The organism is Micromonospora sp. WMMD987, from assembly GCF_029581435.1.
Lineage (GTDB): Bacteria > Actinomycetota > Actinomycetes > Mycobacteriales > Micromonosporaceae > Micromonospora > Micromonospora rifamycinica.
Map to the genome: position 1 here is coordinate 2,057,214 of NZ_CP120861.1, position 16,838 is coordinate 2,074,051.

The 16,838-nt window shown below is 73.2% G+C and carries 11 protein-coding genes and 1 pseudogene; 7 read left to right on the top strand and 5 right to left on the bottom strand.

Translation table 11 applies throughout. The features are described 5' to 3' along the window. The first annotated feature begins 18 nt into the window (after positions 1-18). Positions 19-1,533: a tRNA (N6-isopentenyl adenosine(37)-C2)-methylthiotransferase MiaB gene (miaB, locus tag O7612_RS09055; protein WP_282272186.1), complete on the top strand. Its 1,515-nt coding sequence runs from the start codon at positions 19-21 to the stop codon at positions 1,531-1,533. Positions 1,534-1,799: 266 nt separating this feature from the next. Here the strand turns inward: miaB and O7612_RS09060 are convergent, their stop codons facing one another. From O7612_RS09060 to O7612_RS09070, 3 genes are all read right to left on the bottom strand, one after another. Next, on the bottom strand, positions 1,800-3,176 hold the full coding sequence (locus O7612_RS09060; RefSeq protein ID WP_282272187.1) for a cellulose binding domain-containing protein: 1,377 nt from the start codon (positions 3,174-3,176) through the stop codon (positions 1,800-1,802). 310 nt (positions 3,177-3,486) lie between these two features. After that, on the bottom strand, positions 3,487-5,142 hold the full coding sequence (locus O7612_RS09065) for a cellulase family glycosylhydrolase (protein ID WP_282272188.1): 1,656 nt from the start codon (positions 5,140-5,142) through the stop codon (positions 3,487-3,489). 475 nt (positions 5,143-5,617) lie between these two features. Continuing rightward, positions 5,618-6,826 (bottom strand): DUF349 domain-containing protein, encoded by a 1,209-nt coding sequence (locus O7612_RS09070; RefSeq protein WP_282272189.1) that lies wholly within the window; start codon positions 6,824-6,826, stop codon positions 5,618-5,620. A gap of 253 nt (positions 6,827-7,079) precedes the next feature. Here O7612_RS09070 and O7612_RS09075 point away from each other — a divergent pair, with 253 nt between their 5' ends. The 4 genes from O7612_RS09075 to dapF all read left to right on the top strand — a co-directional run bounded on the left by O7612_RS09075 (position 7,080) and on the right by dapF (position 10,467). Then, the gene (locus O7612_RS09075) at positions 7,080-7,529 is read left to right on the top strand and encodes a hypothetical protein (protein ID WP_282272190.1); all 450 of its coding nucleotides are present in this window, start codon (positions 7,080-7,082) and stop codon (positions 7,527-7,529) included. Between the two features lie 313 nt (positions 7,530-7,842). Continuing rightward, the gene (locus O7612_RS09080; protein WP_282272192.1) at positions 7,843-8,718 is read left to right on the top strand and encodes a class III extradiol dioxygenase subunit B-like domain-containing protein; all 876 of its coding nucleotides are present in this window, start codon (positions 7,843-7,845) and stop codon (positions 8,716-8,718) included. Continuing rightward, a complete protein-coding gene (gene miaA / locus O7612_RS09085) occupies positions 8,688-9,626 on the top strand; it encodes a tRNA (adenosine(37)-N6)-dimethylallyltransferase MiaA (protein WP_282273851.1) in 939 nt (312 codons plus the stop codon). Before O7612_RS09080 ends, miaA begins: the two co-directional genes overlap by 31 nt. 7 nt (positions 9,627-9,633) lie before the next feature. Continuing rightward, positions 9,634-10,467: a diaminopimelate epimerase gene (gene dapF, locus O7612_RS09090; protein ID WP_282272193.1), complete on the top strand. Its 834-nt coding sequence runs from the start codon at positions 9,634-9,636 to the stop codon at positions 10,465-10,467. A gap of 70 nt (positions 10,468-10,537) precedes the next feature. On the opposite strand, the gene O7612_RS09095 is transcribed toward dapF, so the two are convergent. Continuing rightward, positions 10,538-12,010, bottom strand: coding sequence for an NAD-dependent malic enzyme (locus tag O7612_RS09095; protein WP_282272194.1), 1,473 nt, complete (start codon positions 12,008-12,010; stop codon positions 10,538-10,540). A gap of 148 nt (positions 12,011-12,158) precedes the next feature. On the opposite strand from O7612_RS09095, the gene hflX reads away from it, so the two are divergent. Together hflX and O7612_RS09105 are read left to right on the top strand one after the other, a co-directional pair. Further along, positions 12,159-13,637 (top strand): GTPase HflX, encoded by a 1,479-nt coding sequence (hflX, locus tag O7612_RS09100; protein ID WP_282272195.1) that lies wholly within the window; start codon positions 12,159-12,161, stop codon positions 13,635-13,637. Positions 13,638-13,685: 48 nt separating this feature from the next. After that, positions 13,686-15,293: pseudogene (locus O7612_RS09105) on the top strand (hypothetical protein); the annotation flags it as partial. Positions 15,294-16,049: 756 nt separating this feature from the next. Here O7612_RS09105 and lexA read toward each other — a convergent pair. Then, positions 16,050-16,832 carry a transcriptional repressor LexA gene (lexA, locus tag O7612_RS09110; protein ID WP_282272196.1) on the bottom strand — a complete coding sequence of 261 codons (783 nt, stop codon included), beginning with the start codon at positions 16,830-16,832 and terminating at the stop codon, positions 16,050-16,052. Between the last annotated feature and the right edge of the window lie 6 nt (positions 16,833-16,838).

Here is a 16,838-nt window from a genome sequence, read left to right on the forward strand (position 1 = left end):
GGATACGCTGTGCACGTCATGACTACCGCAGCGGCGGGCAGCCCGCGTACCTATCAGGTGCGCACCTACGGCTGCCAGATGAACGTGCACGACTCCGAGCGCATCTCCGGCCTGCTCGAACAGGCCGGTTACGTGCGGGTCGCCGAGGCCGACGACAACCCGGACGTGGTGGTGTTCAACACCTGCGCCGTCCGGGAGAACGCCGACAACCGGCTCTACGGCAACCTCGGTCACCTGCGTCCCGTCAAGGACCGGCACCCGGGGATGCAGATCGCCGTCGGCGGCTGCCTGGCCCAGAAGGACCGCGGCGACATCGTCCGCAAGGCCCCCTGGGTGGACGTGGTCTTCGGCACGCACAACATCGGCTCACTGCCGGTGCTGCTGGAACGGGCCCGGCACAACGCCGCCGCCGAGGTGGAGATCCTCGAATCCCTCGACGTCTTCCCGTCCACCCTGCCGACCCGGCGCGAGTCGACGTACGCGGGCTGGGTGTCGATCTCGGTGGGCTGCAACAACACCTGCACGTTCTGCATCGTGCCCTCGCTGCGCGGCCGGGAGAGGGACCGCCGCCCCGGTGACGTCCTCGCCGAGGTGCGCGCGCTGGTCGCCGAGGGGGTACTGGAGGTGACCCTGCTCGGCCAGAACGTCAACTCTTACGGCGTCGAGTTCGGCGACCGGTACGCCTTCGGCAAGCTGCTGCGCGCCTGTGGGGACATCGACGGGCTGGAGCGGGTCCGGTTCACCAGCCCGCACCCCAAGGACTTCACCGACGACGTGATCGCCGCGATGGCCGAGACCCCGAACGTCTGCCCCTCCCTGCACATGCCGTTGCAGTCCGGCTCCGACGACGTGCTACGGGCGATGCGCCGGTCGTACCGGTCCGAGCGGTACCTCGGCATCATCGACAAGGTCCGGGCCGCCATGCCGGACGCCGCGATCACCACCGACATCATCGTCGGGTTCCCCGGCGAGACGGAGGCGGACTTCGAGCAGACCCTCGACGTGGTGCGCGCGGCCCGGTTCTCTTCGGCGTTCACCTTCCAGTACTCCAAGCGCCCCGGCACCCCGGCGGCCACCATGCCCGACCAGCTTCCCAAGCAGGTGGTGCAGGAACGGTACGAGCGGTTGGTCGCCTGCGTGGAGGACATCACCTGGGCGGAGAACCGCAAGCTGGTCGGCGAGACCGTCGAGGTGCTGGTCGCCGTCGGCGAGGGGCGCAAGGACGAGCGCACCGGCCGGTTGTCCGGCCGTGCCCGGGACGGGCGGTTGGTGCACTTCGCGGCCGGGGCGGCCGGCCAGCCCGGGGCGGCCGGCACCATCCGGCCGGGCGACATCGTGCACACCACGGTCACGTACGCCGCTCCGCACCATCTCAACGCCGACGGCGCCCCGCTGGCCCACCGGCGGACCCGGGCCGGTGACGCCGCCGAGGCTGGTCGCGCCCCGCGTACCCCGGGGGTATCGCTCGGGTTGCCCACGGTCGGGCCGCCGGCCGCGCAGCCCGCGCCGACCACCGGCTGCGCCGCGCACTGACCCTCGGCCCGACGCCGACCCTCGGCCCGAGGCCGACGCCGATGCCGACTCTCGGCCCGACGCTGACTCTCGGCCCGACGCTGACTCTCGGCCCGAGGCCGACCCTCGGCCCGACGCCGACCCTCGGCCCGAGGCCGACGCCGAGGCCGACCCTCGGCCCGAGGCCGAGGCCGACGCCGGCGGACCGGCGTGTCGGTCGGTGTCGGGTGCGGCGGGTGGTCCCCGGCCGGGGTCCGCCGGTGTGGCGGACCCCGACCGGTGTGCGGTCAGACCGAGATCCGGCCCGCGCCGGCACCCGCCGTCACGATGGACTTCACGCTGCTCGCGCTGTCCAGGTTGTACGAGTACGGGATGCCGGCGACGCTGCCGCCGGTCTGCCCGGCGGGCGAGTTGACGAAGTGGTTGTTGCGGGCCACCAGGCTGCCCGGCCCGGAGTCGCCCTCACCGAGGTGGTAGGTGTCCTTGACGTTCTCGAAGTAGTTGCCCTCGACGAGCACCCCGGCACTCATGGTGGACGCCACCCCGTAACCGGCGTTGTTGTAGTAGTAGTTGTTGTAGACGTGCACCGGGTTGCCGAAGCGGACCCGGGGGTTGCGCTGCTTGCTGCCGTCGTACCAGTTGTGGTGGTAGGTGACCCGCAGGTGCCCGATGTCCTGGCTGCCGTTGTCGTCGCTGTGCCCGAGCAGCATCGTCTTGTCGTGGCTGTAGACCCGGTTCCAGGAGACGGTCACGAAGTCCGAGCCCCGCTTGATGTCGACGGTGCCGTCGTAGCCGTTGCTGAAGGTGTTGTGGTCGATCCAGATGTTGGTGGCCGACCCCTCCACGTTGATCGCGTCGTCGCTCCAGTTGCGGAACGTCAGGTTCCGGATGATGACGTTGCGGTCGCCGTTGACGGTGAACCCGCAGCCGACGATGGTCGCCCCGGAGTTGCCGAGGACGGTCTTGTTGGACCGGACCCGCAGCATGCCCGAGCAGTTGATGGTGCCGGAGACCCGGATCACCGCCGCGCCGGTGGCGTTCAACGCGCTGGTCAGCGCCGAGGCGGTGCTGACGGTGGTCGCGCCGGCGCTGCCGCCGCCGGTGGTGCCGCCGTTCTGGGTGGCCCACCCCACCAGGCCGGTCTGCGGCTGGCTGGGGGGCGGGGTGGTCGCCGGGGGCGTCATCGGCGGGGGCGTGGTCGGCGGGGGCGGGCTCGACGGCGGGGTGGTCGGCGCATTGGTCGGGGCGGTGGTCCCGGTGCAGGTCACCCCGTTGAGGGTGAAGCTGGTCGGCGCCGGGTTGCTGGAGTTGTTCCAGGTGCCGTTGAATCCGAAGGAGACGGTCCCGCCGGTCGGCACGCTCCCGTTGTAGCCGACGTTGGCGGCGGTCACGGTGCTGCCGCTCTGCGACACGGTGGCGTTCCAGGCGTCACTGACCGTCTGCCCGGCCGAGTACGACCAGCGCAGGCTCCAGCTCGACAGCGGGTCGCCGAGGTTGGTGACGGTGACGTTGCCGGTGAAGCCGCCCTGCCACTGGCCGCCGACGGTGTAGCTGACCGCGCAGCCGGGTGCGGCGTGGGCGGCGACGGCGGTGAGGGCGCTGGTGGCGAGCAGGGCGACGGTGGTGGCGGCGATCAGCGTCGTACGACGCCGGGGTGTGCGCATGCTGCGTCCTTTTCGGGTGGGACAGGGCTGCCGTCGACGGGAGAGCCGCCGGTGGCTGCCGCGCCAGTGGGCACCCGCGGTGACTCGGGACGTCGCCGATCGGTTCCTGCCAGGGGGTCAGGTCGGTACGAGGTGGCTCCCGTGTGGTGCGCCCGCGGCCCGGACAAGCGCTTTCCTGAGCAAAGCATAGACAGTCGCAGATGTAAATCGGCGCGTCGGACACCGCCGGCAGCGGCGGACGAGCCACCGGGTCGCCGGCCGACGCAAGCGTCGACCGGCGACCCGGTGGCGGAACCACGGGCGGGGTGGCTCAGCAGGCGGTGCCCTTGAGCTTCACCGCGCCCGGCGCGGCGGCCGTACCGTTGGCGGTGAAGCCCACGGTGACCGACGCGCCGGCCGCCAGGGACGCCGCGTAGCCCGGTGCGGCGGCGGTCACCGTCGTGCCGGACTGGGTGACCGTGGCGTTCCAGCCGTTGACCAGGGTGACCCCGGCCGGCCAGGTCCAGGTCACCGACCACGGGTTGACCGCCGACGAACTGGTGTTCTTCACGGTCAACTCACCCTGGAAACCACCCTGCCACGCGTTGACCTGCTTGTAGGTGGCGGTGCAGCCACCGGCCGGTGGGGGCGTGGTGGTGGGCGGCGGGGTGGTGGGCGGCGGGGGAGGGGTGGTGGTCGGCGGCGGCGTCGGACCGGTGGTGGTCGGCGTCGGGGTGCCGGTCGGGTCGGTGCCGCCACCCGTCGGCGGGATCAGGTACGGCTGGAGGATCGCCTGCTTGGCGGTGTTGATGTTGGTCCAGTCGTCCAGCGCGATGCCGCCCGTGTCACCCGAGTTCGGGTTCCACGACCAGTAGGTGAAGGACATCCCGTTGACGCCGGTACCGGTGTAGGCCATCAGCTTCTCCAGCCACACCTTGTCCCGGGGGTCGGCCAGGGTGCTGCCGAACTCGCCCATCATGATCGGGGCGATGTTCTGCTTGTACAGGTAACCCCAGTAGCGGTCCCAGACCGCCGGCAGGTTCGCCGGGAAGTCCGCGGCCTTGAACCAGTCCTGCTCGTAGACGCTGGTGGCGTACTCGTGGGGCGAGTAGACCAGCCGGTTCGCCACGTTCAGCCGGACCGGGAACTGCCCGGCCTTGGACAGGTTGCCGCCCCACCAGCCGCAGTCCTCGTCGTTGCTGGTGTCGTTGTCCCAGACGTTCGACAGGCCACCGCTGGGGCAACTCACCCCCTCCACGAAGATCAGCCAGTTCGGCTGCACCCCGAGGATGGCGTTGCCGGCCCGCTCGGCAGCCAGCCGCCAGTCCCGGGCGGTGTCCCCGCAGCCCCAGCACGCACCGGTCGCGGCCGGGTTGGTGCCCTCGGCGTGCGGCTCGTTGTGCAGGTCCGCGCCGATCACCGTGGTGTTGCCGGCGTACCGCTGGGCCAGCATCTTCCAGTCGGCGAGCCAGGTCGCCTCGGAGACCGTCGAGGTGTACCAGAGCGGCGACTGCCCGGCCGACGTCGGCCGGTGCCGGTCCAGGATGACCCGCATACCCTTGCTGCCGGCGTAGTTGATCACCTTGTCGAGGATCTGCAACGGGGAGAGGCCGACCAGGTCAGGGTTGACGAAGTCGTTGATCCCGGTGGCCGTCGCGCCCGGCTTCAGCGCGTCGTTGGAGAACGGGATGCGCAGCGTGTTGTAGCCCAGGCTGGCCATCTTGTCGAGCTGCCCGCGCCACGGGTTGTTCGACCACAGGCCGTGGAACGTCCGGTTGTCGGTCTCCATGCCGAACCAGTTGATGCCGGTCAGCCGTACCGTCGCGCCGGTGCTGTCGACGATCTTGTTGCCGTTGGTGTGCAGGTAGCCGGTGCCGGTGCCGGCTGCGGACGCCGGCGCGGTGCCGACGGTGGCGGCGACGATCACGCCGGCCGCTGCGGTGGCGAGCGCGGTCAGCGCCGCGCCGATGAAACGGGGTCGGTACATTCGGGCTCCACTTCGGATGCCCGGCGTCACCACGGCGACGCAGGGCGGAAAACCAGGGGGAACGCCGGCCGCCGCCGGTCCGTCCCGCTTTCCTCGGGTACGCGGACAGCGCGCGACGTGCCGGGTCACGTGGACGCGGCCACTCGCTGCGGTGCCCCGGCGACTCCCCACGACGGTGTCCGTCGTCGGTGCCCTCGCGCCGGTGGGACAGACCTGGCTCCGCCGCTCATTCTGATCAGCCCGCCTCGATGCGTCAACCGCACCCCCGGTGGTCGCCACCGGGCGGCCGTGCCGTTGACCGGGCGGTGGGCTCGGATCCTGGTTGTCGTGGCATCACACCGTCGGGACACCACTACATCCACGATCGAGCACGATCATGCCGGTCGGGCTCGGCGGGGCGGGGTGGGTGTCGGGGTGGGACATGCGGAAGCCCCCGGTCCCCAGGGGGGAACGAGGGCTTCCGGGGTGGTCGGGGTCAGCCGGCCTGCTCGGCGAGCTGGAGGAACTGCCGCTTGGAGGCGAGCGCCTGCTCGGCCTCCCGGACCCGACGGGCGTCCCCGGCGGCCTGGGCGCGGGCCAGCCGCTCCTCGGCCTCGGCGACCTGCGCCCGCATCTGCGCGAGCAGCGGGTTGTCCTCCTTGGTGGTCCGTCGCCAGGCCGAGTCCATCACCTCGCGGACCTTGTCGTCGATCGCCCGCAGTCGCCGCTCCAAACCGGCGGCGGCCTCCCGGGGAACCCGACCGGCCTCGTGCCACTGCGCCTGGATCTCCCGCAACTTGGCCTGGGCGCCCTTCGGGTCGCCGTCGACGTCCAACGCCTCGGCCTCCACCAGCAGCGCCTGCTTGCGCTCCAGGTTGGCCCGCTGCTCGTTGTCCCGGGCCGAGAAGACCTCGCTACGCCGGCTGAAGAACGCGTCCTGCGCGGCGCGGAACCGCTCCCAGAGCTTCTGCTCCGACTCCTTGGCGGCCCGGGGAGCGGCCTTCCACTGGTTCATCAGCTCCTTGAGCTGGTTGGCGGTCGCCGCCCAGTCGGTGGAGTCGGAGAGCTTCTCGGCCTCGGCGACCAGCTCCTCCTTGACCGTGTGCGCCTGCTTGCGCTGCTGGTCGAGGGAGGCGAAGTGGGCGCCCCGACGCCGGGTGAAGCCGTCCCGGGCGGCGGCGAACCGCTTCCACAGCTCACCGTCGGCCTTCTTGTCGACCCCCCGGATGGTCTTCCACTCGTCGAGGATCTCCTTGAGCCGGTCACCGGCGGTCTTCCAACCGGTGGACTCGGCGGCCAGCTTCTCGGCCTCCTCGACCAGGGCGGTCTTGCGGGCGAGCGCCTCGCCCCGGGCCGCCTCCCGGGCGGCACGGGCCTCGCCGGCCTTCTCCTCGGCGACGACCGCGAGCTTGTCCAGCCGCGTGGCGAGGCCGTCGATGTCCCCGACGACGTGCGCCTCGGCCAGCGAGGCCCGGATCCGCCGGACCGTGCCCAGTGAACCAGCCGCGTCGGCGGCACCCGAGTTGAGGCGTGCCTCGGTCAGGTCAACCTCGGTGACCAGGTCGGCGAAGCGGCGGGCGAAGTGCGCCAAGCCCTCCTCGGGGGCACCCGCCTGCCAGGATCCGACCACCCGCTCACCATCGCCGGTCTTCACGTACACGGTGCCGTCCGCGTCCACCCGTCCGAAGGCAGTCCAGTCGCTCATGTGCACATCCTCGTTCTCCCGGCGTCGACGGGAAACCCCCCGCGATCGCCGCCACGGCGCAGCCAACTTGCTCCCGGCATTGTCACAGGTCCGCCCCCGTCCCCGTCGAGCGCCTGTGTCTGACCGTGACCATACGGTGTCCTAGCACCCACACACAGACTCCGCGGGGGGAGTGTCGCCTTTCGCCGTACGGTGTACCGTACGACGTACACGATGCTGCCGCCCGTACTCCGGGCGGACGAGGAGGAGCAGGATGACCCAGTCCCACACCCGGATGACGCCCCCGGCCGACCCCGGCTTCGTGCCCGATCCCGCCGACCTCGCCGAGCTGGACGAGTGGTTCCGGCGCTACGACGCCCTGGCCGAGGCGGGTGACGTGACCGGGACCGCCGAGCTGGCGATGTTCCCGCTCAACACGGTCACCGACGACGCGGCCAGCGAGGGTTCCGCACGCCAGCTCGACCGGGCGGCGTACCTGGAGATGATGGGCGGTGTGCTCGGTGGCGGTGGTGACCTGCGCATGGAGAGCCGCCGCACGCCGTACTTCCTCACCCGCAGCCTGGCCGTGGTGCTCACCGAGGCCGAGTTCACCCTCGACGGCGAGCGGCAGCGGGTGCGCTACGCCGACGTGCTGGTCCGCACCGGCGGGCAGTGGCGGTTCCAGACCATGATCCAGGGTGGCTGGGGCGGCCAACCCGGCTGACCGCCGGACCCCGCCGACACGGCCCGCCCGGTCGCGGTGCTCCCCGGGGTAGCCGGTCGCCCGGGGGCGATGGTCGAGCAGGGCCGATGGTGAGACCGGGCCGCCGATGATCCGGGGCCGCCGATGATCCGGGGCCGCCGATGATCCGGGGCCGCCGATGATCCGGGGCCGCCGGTGCCCGGGGCCACCGGTTGTCCGGGGTCGGTGGTGCCCGCGGGTCGGCGGGCTGCCAGTCATGGAGGTGCCCCGGGCCGGTGGTGGACCGTCGGGGTGACCCGGGGGGCCGGGGGTGCCCGGCCGGTAACGTGGCCTGGTGCCCCTGGTCGCCGCGGCCGTCTGCCCGCACCCGCCGTTGATCGTGCCCGAGTTGGCCGGTACCGCCGCGCCCGAGCTGGCGGACCTGCGTGCCGCCTGCGCCGTCGCGGTCACCGCCCTCTACGCAGCCGGCGCACGCACCGTCGTGCTGGTCGGCTCCGGCGAGCACACCGCCGAACTGGAGCCCCCCTACCGGGGCAGCTTCACCCCCTGGGGCCTGCCCCGGACGGTGAGCCTCGGCCCGGGGCCGACCGGCCCCGAGCCCGGTTCCGCCCCTGTCCTCCCCGGTTCCGTCGCTGCCCACCCCGGACCCCCCGGTCCCGGTTCCGCTGCCGGCCTCCGCGCGCCCGGTGCCGGCCTGCGTGGGGGCTCCGGAGAACTGCCGTTGAGTCTGCTGGTCGGGGCCTGGCTGGTGGACCGGGTGGAACCACCGGTGCCCACCGCCTGGCGGATGGTCAGCGTCGCCCCGGACGCGTCGGTCGACCGGTGCGCCGCGCTCGGGGCCGGGCTCGTGGCGAACGGGCCAGTATCGGACGGGCCAGTATCGGACGGGCCGTGGGCACTGCTGGTGCTGGGGGACGGCTCGGCCTGCCACGGGCCGAAGGCGCCCGGCTACGACGACCCGCGCGCCGGGGCGTACGACGAGGGGGTGGCCCGTGCCCTGGCCGGCGCGGACGTCGACGCGCTGCTCGGCCTGGACCCGGTGGTGTCGGCGGAGCTGAGGGTCGCCGGGCGGGCGGCCTGGCAGGTGCTGGCCGGAGCGGTCCGGGCGGCCGGCGGTGACTGGCACGGTGAGCTGCGTCACCACTCGGCTCCGTACGGCGTCGGTTACCTGGTGGCCTCCTGGACCCGGACGGACGGGCGGGTGCGGTGAGCGGCACGGTCGTCGCCGTGGTCGGACCGACCGCGGCGGGCAAGTCGGCGTTGAGCATCGCGCTGGCGCACGCCCTGGGCGGCGAGGTGGTCAACGCCGACTCGATGCAGCTCTACCGGGGTATGGACATCGGCACGGCCAAGCTCACCCCGGCCGAGCGGGACGGCGTGCCGCACCACCTGCTGGACATCTGGTCGGTCACCGAGCCGGCCAGTGTCGCCGAGTACCAGCGGCTGGCCCGCGCGGCGGTCGACGACATCCTGGCCCGGGGGCGGGTGCCGCTGCTGGTCGGCGGCTCCGGCCTCTACGTGCGGGCGGTGCTGGAACAGTTCGAGTTCCCCGGCACCGATCCGGCGCTACGCGGGCGGCTGGAGGCGGAACTGGCACAGCTCGGCCCCGCCCCGCTGTACGCCCGGCTGGCCGAGGCCGACCCGGTGGCGGCGGCCGGCATCCTGCCCGGCAACGGTCGTCGGATCGTCCGGGCGCTGGAGGTGATCACGCTGACCGGGGCACCGTTCGCCGCCTCGCTGCCCGAACCGACGCCGTACTACCCGGCGGTACAGCTCGGTGTCGACCAGGACACCGCGTCGCTGGACGAGCGGATCGCCCGCCGGGTCGACCGGATGTGGGCCGACGGCTTGGTCGCCGAGGTCCGTACGCTGCTCGGGCAGGGCCTGGCCGACGGACGGACGGCCAGCCGGGCGCTCGGCTACCAGCAGGTGCTGCGCTTCCTGGCCGGCGGGACCGACGAGGCGCAGGCGCACGACGAGACGATCCGGGCGACCCGGCGCTTCGTCCGGCGGCAACGCTCCTGGTTCCGCCGCGACCAGCGGATCCACTGGCTGGACCCGACGTCGCCGACGTTTGTCGACACTGCGCTGCGGGTGGTCGCCGGGCATCGGCGATGATGGGGGCGTGGAGTTCACCAAGGGCCACGGCACCGGCAACGACTTCGTCATCCTGCCCGACCCGGACGGCGCCCTCGACCTGACACCCGGCCTGGTCGCCGGGATCTGCGACCGGCGGCGGGGCGTCGGCGGCGACGGCGTGCTGCGGGTGGTACGCGCGGCCAAGCACCCCGAGGGGGTCGCCCTCGCCGATACCGCCGAGTGGTTCATGGACTACTGGAACTCCGACGGCTCGTTCGCCGAGATGTGCGGCAACGGGGCCCGGGTCTTCGTCCGATACCTGCTGGCCACCGGGCTGGCCACGCCGACCGCCGGAACCCTGCCGGTGGCCACCCGCGCCGGTCTGGTGCGGGCCCGGGTCGACGGTGACGCCATCGCCGTCGAGATGCGCCGCCCCCGGCTGTACGACGCGTCGAGCGCCGTCCTGGGCGGGCTCACCCTCCCGGGCGCGGCGGTGGACGTCGGCAACCCGCACCTGGTCTGTGCCCTGCCGGCCGGCGTCGACCTGGCCGACCTGGACCTCACCCGGGCACCCGGGTTCGACCCCCGGCTCTTCCCCCAGGGGGTGAACGTCGAGTTCACCACCCCCGGCGACCCGGTGGACGGCACCGACGGTCACCTACTGATGCGGGTCTACGAACGCGGCTCGGCCGAGACGCTCTCCTGCGGCACCGGCGCCTGCGCGGTCGCCGCCGTGGCCCTGCGCGACGCCGCCCGGGACACCGGCACGATCACCGTCGACGTGCCCGGAGGCCGGCTCACGGTGACCGTGACCGACGACTCCTGCTGGCTCTCCGGCCCCGCCGTCCTGGTCGCCACCGGCACCCTGACCGGCCCCTGACCCCACCCCCACCCTGCCCTGCCCCGCCCCGCCGGGGCTGGCGGGGCGGGGCAGGGCAGGGGGATGCCGGTCAGGGGGTGGCGCTGGCGGTGGCGGCGATCTCGGGGAGGTCGGCCGGACCCGGGTCGGCGGCCGGCGGCGGGGTGACGGCGGGGTTCTGGGCGGCGGCGCGGACGGCGGCGGCGACCGCCGGGGCGACCCGGGAGTCGAAGACGCTGGGCACGATCACGGTCGGGTTGATCTTGTCCTCGCCGACCACGTCGGCGATGGCGCGGGCCGCCGCGATCGCCATCTCCTCGGTGAACTCCTCGGCGTGCGCGTCCAGCATGCCCCGGAACACACCGGGGAAGGCGAGCACGTTGTTGATCTGGTTGGGCTGGTCCGAGCGGCCGGTGGCGACGATCGCCGCGTGCTTGCGGGCCTCCCGGGGGTCGACCTCCGGATCGGGGTTGGCCAGCGCGAAGACGATCGCGTCCTTGGCCATGGTGGCGACGTCGTCGCCGGTGAGCAGGTTGGGGGCGCTGACCCCGATGAAGACGTCCGCGTCCCGGACCGCACCGGCCAGGTCGCCGGAGTAGTTCTCGGCGTTGGTGTTGTCGGCCAGCCACTGCCAGGCCGGGTTGAGCCCGGTCAGCCCGCGGTGCAGGGCGCCCTGCCGGTCGTACGCGATGATGTCGCCGACGCCCTGGCGCAGCAGCAGTTTCATGATCGCGGTGCCGGCCGCGCCGGCCCCGGAGACGACCACCCGGACGTCGGCGAGCTGCTTGCCCACCACGCGCAGCGCGTTGGTCAGCGCGGCCAGCACGCAGATCGCGGTGCCGTGCTGGTCGTCGTGGAAGACCGGGATGTCCAGCGCCTCGCGCAGCCGGGCCTCGATCTCGAAACAGCGCGGCGCGGCGATGTCCTCCAGGTTGATCCCGCCGTACGCCGGGGCGATGGCCTTGACGATCGCCACGATCTCGTCGGTGTCCTGGGTGTCCAGGACCACCGGCCAGGCGTCTACCCCGCCGAACCGCTTGAACAGCGCGGCCTTGCCCTCCATCACTGGCAGCGACGCCGCCGGGCCGAGGTTGCCCAGGCCGAGCACCGCCGAACCGTCGCTGACCACGGCGACCGTGTTGCGCTTGATGGTGAGCCGCCGGGCGTCCGCCGGGTTCTCCGCGATCGCCATGCAGACCCGGGCCACCCCCGGGGTGTACGCCCGGGACAGCTCGTCACGGGTCCGCAGCCCGACCTTCGAGTGCACCTCGATCTTGCCACCGAGGTGCAGCAGGAACGTCCGGTCGGACACCTTGCGCACGTCCACCCCGTCGAGCGCGCTGAGCGCCTCGACAACCTGGTCGGCGTGGCCGGCGTCGGCGGTGTCGCAGGTGAGGTCGACGATCACGTGGGTCGGGTCGGAGTCGACCACGTCCAGGGCGGTGACGATCGCGCCGGCCTCGCCGACCGATGTGGTCAGCCGGCCGATCGAGGAGGCGTCCGCGGGGACCGCGATCCGGATCGTGATCGAGAATCCGGCACTCGGCAGTCGGGTGATGGCCACGGAAATACCTCCGTCGTCGCTGGCGGCTCGTCAGCATTTCTACTCGCCCACCGGGCTCCGGTGGCAGCCGCCCCCGCGTTCGGCGACCCGCACCACGGGCATATACCGGTCGCGTTCCGCGTTGGCCCATGTCAGGATTACTTGGTACATGCACAGAACGGACAGGAGACGCAGCTTGCGAGACCAGGAGACCCACACCCCCTACTCGGACGACGACCTCGACGCCACGACCGGCGAGTACGAGCTGTCGGAGCGGCAGGCGTTGCGACGGGTCCCCGGCCTCTCCACCGAGCTGACCGACGTCACCGAGGTCGAGTACCGCCAGCTCCGGCTGGAGCGGGTCGTCCTCGTCGGGGTCTGGACCGAGGGCAGCCAGCAGGACGCCGACAATTCGCTGACCGAGCTGGCGGCGCTGGCCGAGACGGCCGGTTCGCAGGTGCTCGAAGGGCTGATCCAGCGTCGCAGCCGTCCCGACCCGGCCACCTACGTCGGCCGGGGCAAGGTCGACGACCTGGGCGCGGTGGTGCTCTCCACCGGGGCCGACACGGTGATCTGCGACGGTGAGCTGTCCCCGTCCCAGCTCCGCAACCTGGAGCAGCGCACCAAGGTCAAGGTGGTCGACCGCACCGCGCTGATCCTCGACATCTTCGCCCAGCACGCCAAGAGCAAGGAGGGCAAGGCGCAGGTCGAGCTGGCCCAGCTCGAATACCTGCTGCCCCGGCTGCGTGGTTGGGGCGAGACGCTCTCCCGGCAGACCGGTGGTTCCGGGCGGGGTGGCGGCGCCGGTGGCGGGGTGGGCCTGCGCGGTCCGGGCGAGACCAAGCTGGAGACCGACCGGCGGCGCATCCGGCACCGCATCGCCCGGCTGCGCCGCGAAATCAAGGGCATGAAGACGGTACGCCAGACCAAGCGCGCCCGTCGTTCCCGCAACGCGGTGCCGGCGGTGGCCATCGCCGGTTACACCAACGCCGGCAAGTCGAGCCTGCTCAACCGGCTCACCGGGGCCGGCGTGCTGGTGGAGAACGCGCTCTTCGCCACCCTGGACCCGACCACCCGCCGGGCCACCACGTCGGACGGGCGGCTCTACACGCTGTCCGACACGGTGGGTTTCGTCCGGCACCTGCCGCACCAGATCGTCGAGGCGTTCCGCTCGACGCTGGAGGAGGTCGCCGAGGCCGACCTGGTGGTGCACGTGGTCGACGGCACCCACCCCGACCCGGAGGAGCAGGTCCGGGCGGTCCACGAGGTGCTCTCCGAGGTGGGTGCCGACCGGCTGCCCGAACTGCTGGTGGTGAACAAGACCGACGCCGCCGACGAGGAGTCCCTGCTGCGGCTCAAGCGGCTCTGGCCGGACGCGGTCTTCGTCTCGGCGCACAGCGGGCGCGGGATCGACGGTCTGCGTGAGGTGATCGAGCAGCGGCTTCCCCGCCCGGCGGTGGAGGTCAGGGTGGTGCTGCCGTACGACCGGGGAGACCTGGTGGCCCGGCTGCACCGGCGGGGTGAGGTGCTCAGCACCGCCCATCTGCCGGAGGGTACGTCGCTGCACGTCCGGGTGTCCGAGGCGCTCGCCGCCGAGCTGACGCCGTTCGTGGCGGTGGGTGATCCGGCGGTGGCCGGCAGTCGGTGAGCGCTCCGGTGTGATCTGAGGTTCACGGTGGCATGCGACACTGACGCCATGCGCCGCGCTGTCTCCTCGGTCACGGTTGCCCTCGCCCTGTTCGGCGCGGCCGTGGCGTCCGCTGCTGCCGCCGGGGCGGCACCGGCCTCAGCCGCCCCGCTCGGTGCGGGACCGTCCGCCACGCCCCCGGTCGCAGTGCCCCCGGTCGCGGCACCCCTGGTCGCGGTGGCTCCGGTCGCGGCACCCCTGGTCGCGGTGGCCCCGGTCGCAGTGGCTCCGGTCGCGGTGGCCCCGGTCGCCGCCGCGGTCGCCGGCAAGAAGAAGTGCACGATCACCGACGAGCGGCTGCGGGAGCTGTCCGGTCTGGTGGCCACGAAGACCGGCTACATCGTGATCAACGACGGCACCCTCCAGGAGAGCCGCAAGCGGGTCTTCTTCCTGGACACCAAGTGCAAGATCGCCCGGGAGCCGGTGAAGTACTCCGGTGACGGCCCTTTCGACACCGAGGATCTGGCCCTCTCGCCGGACGGCAAGACCCTCTGGATCGCCGACACCGGGGACAACGTCACCAGCAGGGAACGGCGTACCCGGGTCGCGGTCTGGACGATGCCGGTCAGCGGGTCGAAGCAGCCGGTGCTGCACCGGTTGTCGTACCCGGAGCGTAAGCCGCACGACGCCGAGGCGCTGCTGGTCGGCGCGGACGGCCTGCCGCTGGTGATCACCAAGGTGCCCAGTGGCAAGGCGGAGATCTTCACCCCGGAGGCCAAGCTCGACCCCGACGGCGACACCGAGCCGGTGCCGATGAAGAAGGTCGGCGAGATCACCCTGCCCAAGACCACCACCGACAATCCGCTGAACATCATCGGCCGGGTGGCGATCACCGGGGCGGCCCGGTCGCCCGACGGCACCCGGGTGGTTCTGCGTACCTACGCCGACGCCTTCGAGTACGACGTCAGCGGCGACGACATCGTGGCCGCGCTGACGACCGGCAAGCCCCGGGTCACTCCGTTGGCCGACCCGTTCGGCGAGGCCATCGCGTACACCCCGGACGGCACCGGCTTCGTCACGGTCTCCGACGGCGGGGAACTCTCCCCGGACGACCCGATCGACATCCTCGGCTACACCCCCTCCACCAAGGGTGCCGAGACGGTCGAGGGCGGGGCGGGGGCCAAGCCGGCAACCGAGCAGTCCTGGTACGACAAGCTCAGCCTGGACCAGATCACCTACCTGATCGGCGCGGTCGGCGCGGTCGGCGCCGTGCTGGTCGGGGCCGGCATCATCGGGATCGTCCGGTCCCGACGGCGGGCCGCGGCCGCCGGCGTGGACCCGGACGACCCCGACGACGAGGTCTTCACCTCCGGTGCGGTGTCCCGGGCGGAGGGTTTCCCGGCGGGTGGGTCCGTCCGGGGTGCCGAGCCGGCCGCGGAACGGCCGCGTGGTGGTGGCGTCTACGGCGCTCCGGCCCCGGCCGGTGGGTCGCCGGCCCGCCCGGCGGGTGGCGCGGTCTACGGCGGTGGCCGGCCCCCGGCCGCGCCGGGAACGGCTTCCCCCGGCGGCCCGGGAGGCGCGAACCCGCCGGGCGGTGCCAACCCGCCGGGAGGCGGACGGCCGTCGGGTGGCGGTGTCTACGGTGGCGGTCGTCCCGCCGGTGGTGCGGTCTACGGTGCCGCTCCGGCCGGCGGCCCGCCGGTCAACGGTGCCGGCCCGCGCGGCGCTGCCCCACGGGGTGCCACCCGGGGCGGCGTGCCGGCGGGCGCTGACCCGCGTGGCGGTGCCCCGGGCGGCGGGCGCGGTGGTGCTCCGGCGGCTCCGCGTGGTGGTGCCCCGGCCGGCCCACGCGGCGGCGCTCCGGCTGGTGGACGCGGCGGTGCCCCCGCTGGTGGGCGCGGCGCCGCCCCGGCTGGCCCGCATGGCGGTGCCCCGCCGGGCGGACGCGGTGGTGGCCCGGCGGATCCGCGTGGTGGCGCCCCGGCCGGCGGGCGTGGGGGGCCTGCTGGGGGTCGGGGCCGTGGTGGTGCTCCGGCCGGTGGGCGTGGTGCGCCGCCCGACGGCCGTGGTGGTTCCCCGGCTGGTGGCCGTGGCGGCGCTCCGGCTGGTGGGCGCGACGGGGCCGGCGGCTACGGCGGTGGGCGGGCCGAACCGCCACGCCGTGAGGGCGGTCCCCGCGAGCCGCGCTCCGGTCCGCGCCGTGACGGCGGCCACGACGACCGACGGGGCGGCCAGTACGGTCCGCCACCCGGCCGCGGTGGCGAACGCTACTGACTCCGCAGTTCGACCGCGGCGGCGGACGCTACCGGCTCCGCAGGGCTCGGCCGGCGGCGGACGCTACCGGCTCCGCAGTTCGGCCGCGACCTCCGGGGTGACGGCCGGTCGGGACGACAGCACCGGCCGCCCCGGAGGGAGGCGGCCGGGCGGGACGGGTCAGATCCGCCGGAGCACCGCCACGACCCGACCCATGATGGTGGCGTCGTCGCCGGGGATCGGGTCGAAGGCCGGGTTCTGCGGCATCAACCAGACGTGACCGTTACGCCGCCGGTAGGTCTTGACGGTCGCCTCGCCGTCGAGCATGGCGGCCACGATGTCGCCGGCCTCGGCGATCGGCTGCTGCCGGACCACCACCCAGTCACCGTCGCAGATCGCCGCGTCGAGCATCGAGTCGCCCTTGACCTGGAGCATGAAGACCTCTCCCTCACCCACCAGCTCGCGGGGGAGCGGGAAGACGTCCTCCACCGCCTGCTCGGCGAGGATGGGTCCACCGGCGGCGATCCGGCCGAGCATCGGCACGTACGCCGGGGTGGGCCGCTGGGCGCGGCTCAGCTCGTCGTCGGTGTCGCCGGGGGCGCGGACGTCGACGGCGCGGGGACGGTTGGGGTCGCGCCGGAGGAAGCCCTTCTTCTCCAGCTCCTTGAGCTGGTAGGCGACGCTCGACGGGGAGACCAGGCCGACCGCCTCGCCGATCTCGCGGACGCTCGGCGGGTAGCCGTGCCGTTCCACCCAGCTCCGGATGAACTCGAGGATGCGGCGCTGCCGGGCGGTGAGGTCGACGGCGGTCGGGTCGGGGAAGCCGCTGACCACCGGGGTGACCGGACGGACGGCCGGCTGGCCGGTCCGGCTGCGGGCGGCGCGGGGGCGTCGAGTGGCCGGCGGACCCGCCTCGGCGATCGGCTGCGGGTTCTTCTGCCGGCTGGCCCGGTCCTCGGTCACGTCCGT

Excerpts from the sequence above, each read along its gene's own strand:
- miaB (WP_282272186.1), top strand. The coding sequence starts at position 19 with ATGACTACCGCAGCGGCGGGCAGCCCGCGTACCTATCAGGTGCGCACC.
- O7612_RS09070 (WP_282272189.1), bottom strand. The coding sequence starts at position 6,826 with ATGAGCGACTGGACTGCCTTCGGACGGGTGGACGCGGACGGCACCGTG.
- O7612_RS09065 (WP_282272188.1), bottom strand. The coding sequence starts at position 5,142 with ATGTACCGACCCCGTTTCATCGGCGCGGCGCTGACCGCGCTCGCCACC.
- hflX (WP_282272195.1), top strand. The coding sequence starts at position 12,159 with ATGCACAGAACGGACAGGAGACGCAGCTTGCGAGACCAGGAGACCCAC.
- O7612_RS09060 (WP_282272187.1), bottom strand. The coding sequence starts at position 3,176 with ATGCGCACACCCCGGCGTCGTACGACGCTGATCGCCGCCACCACCGTC.
- O7612_RS09075 (WP_282272190.1), top strand. The coding sequence starts at position 7,080 with ATGACCCAGTCCCACACCCGGATGACGCCCCCGGCCGACCCCGGCTTC.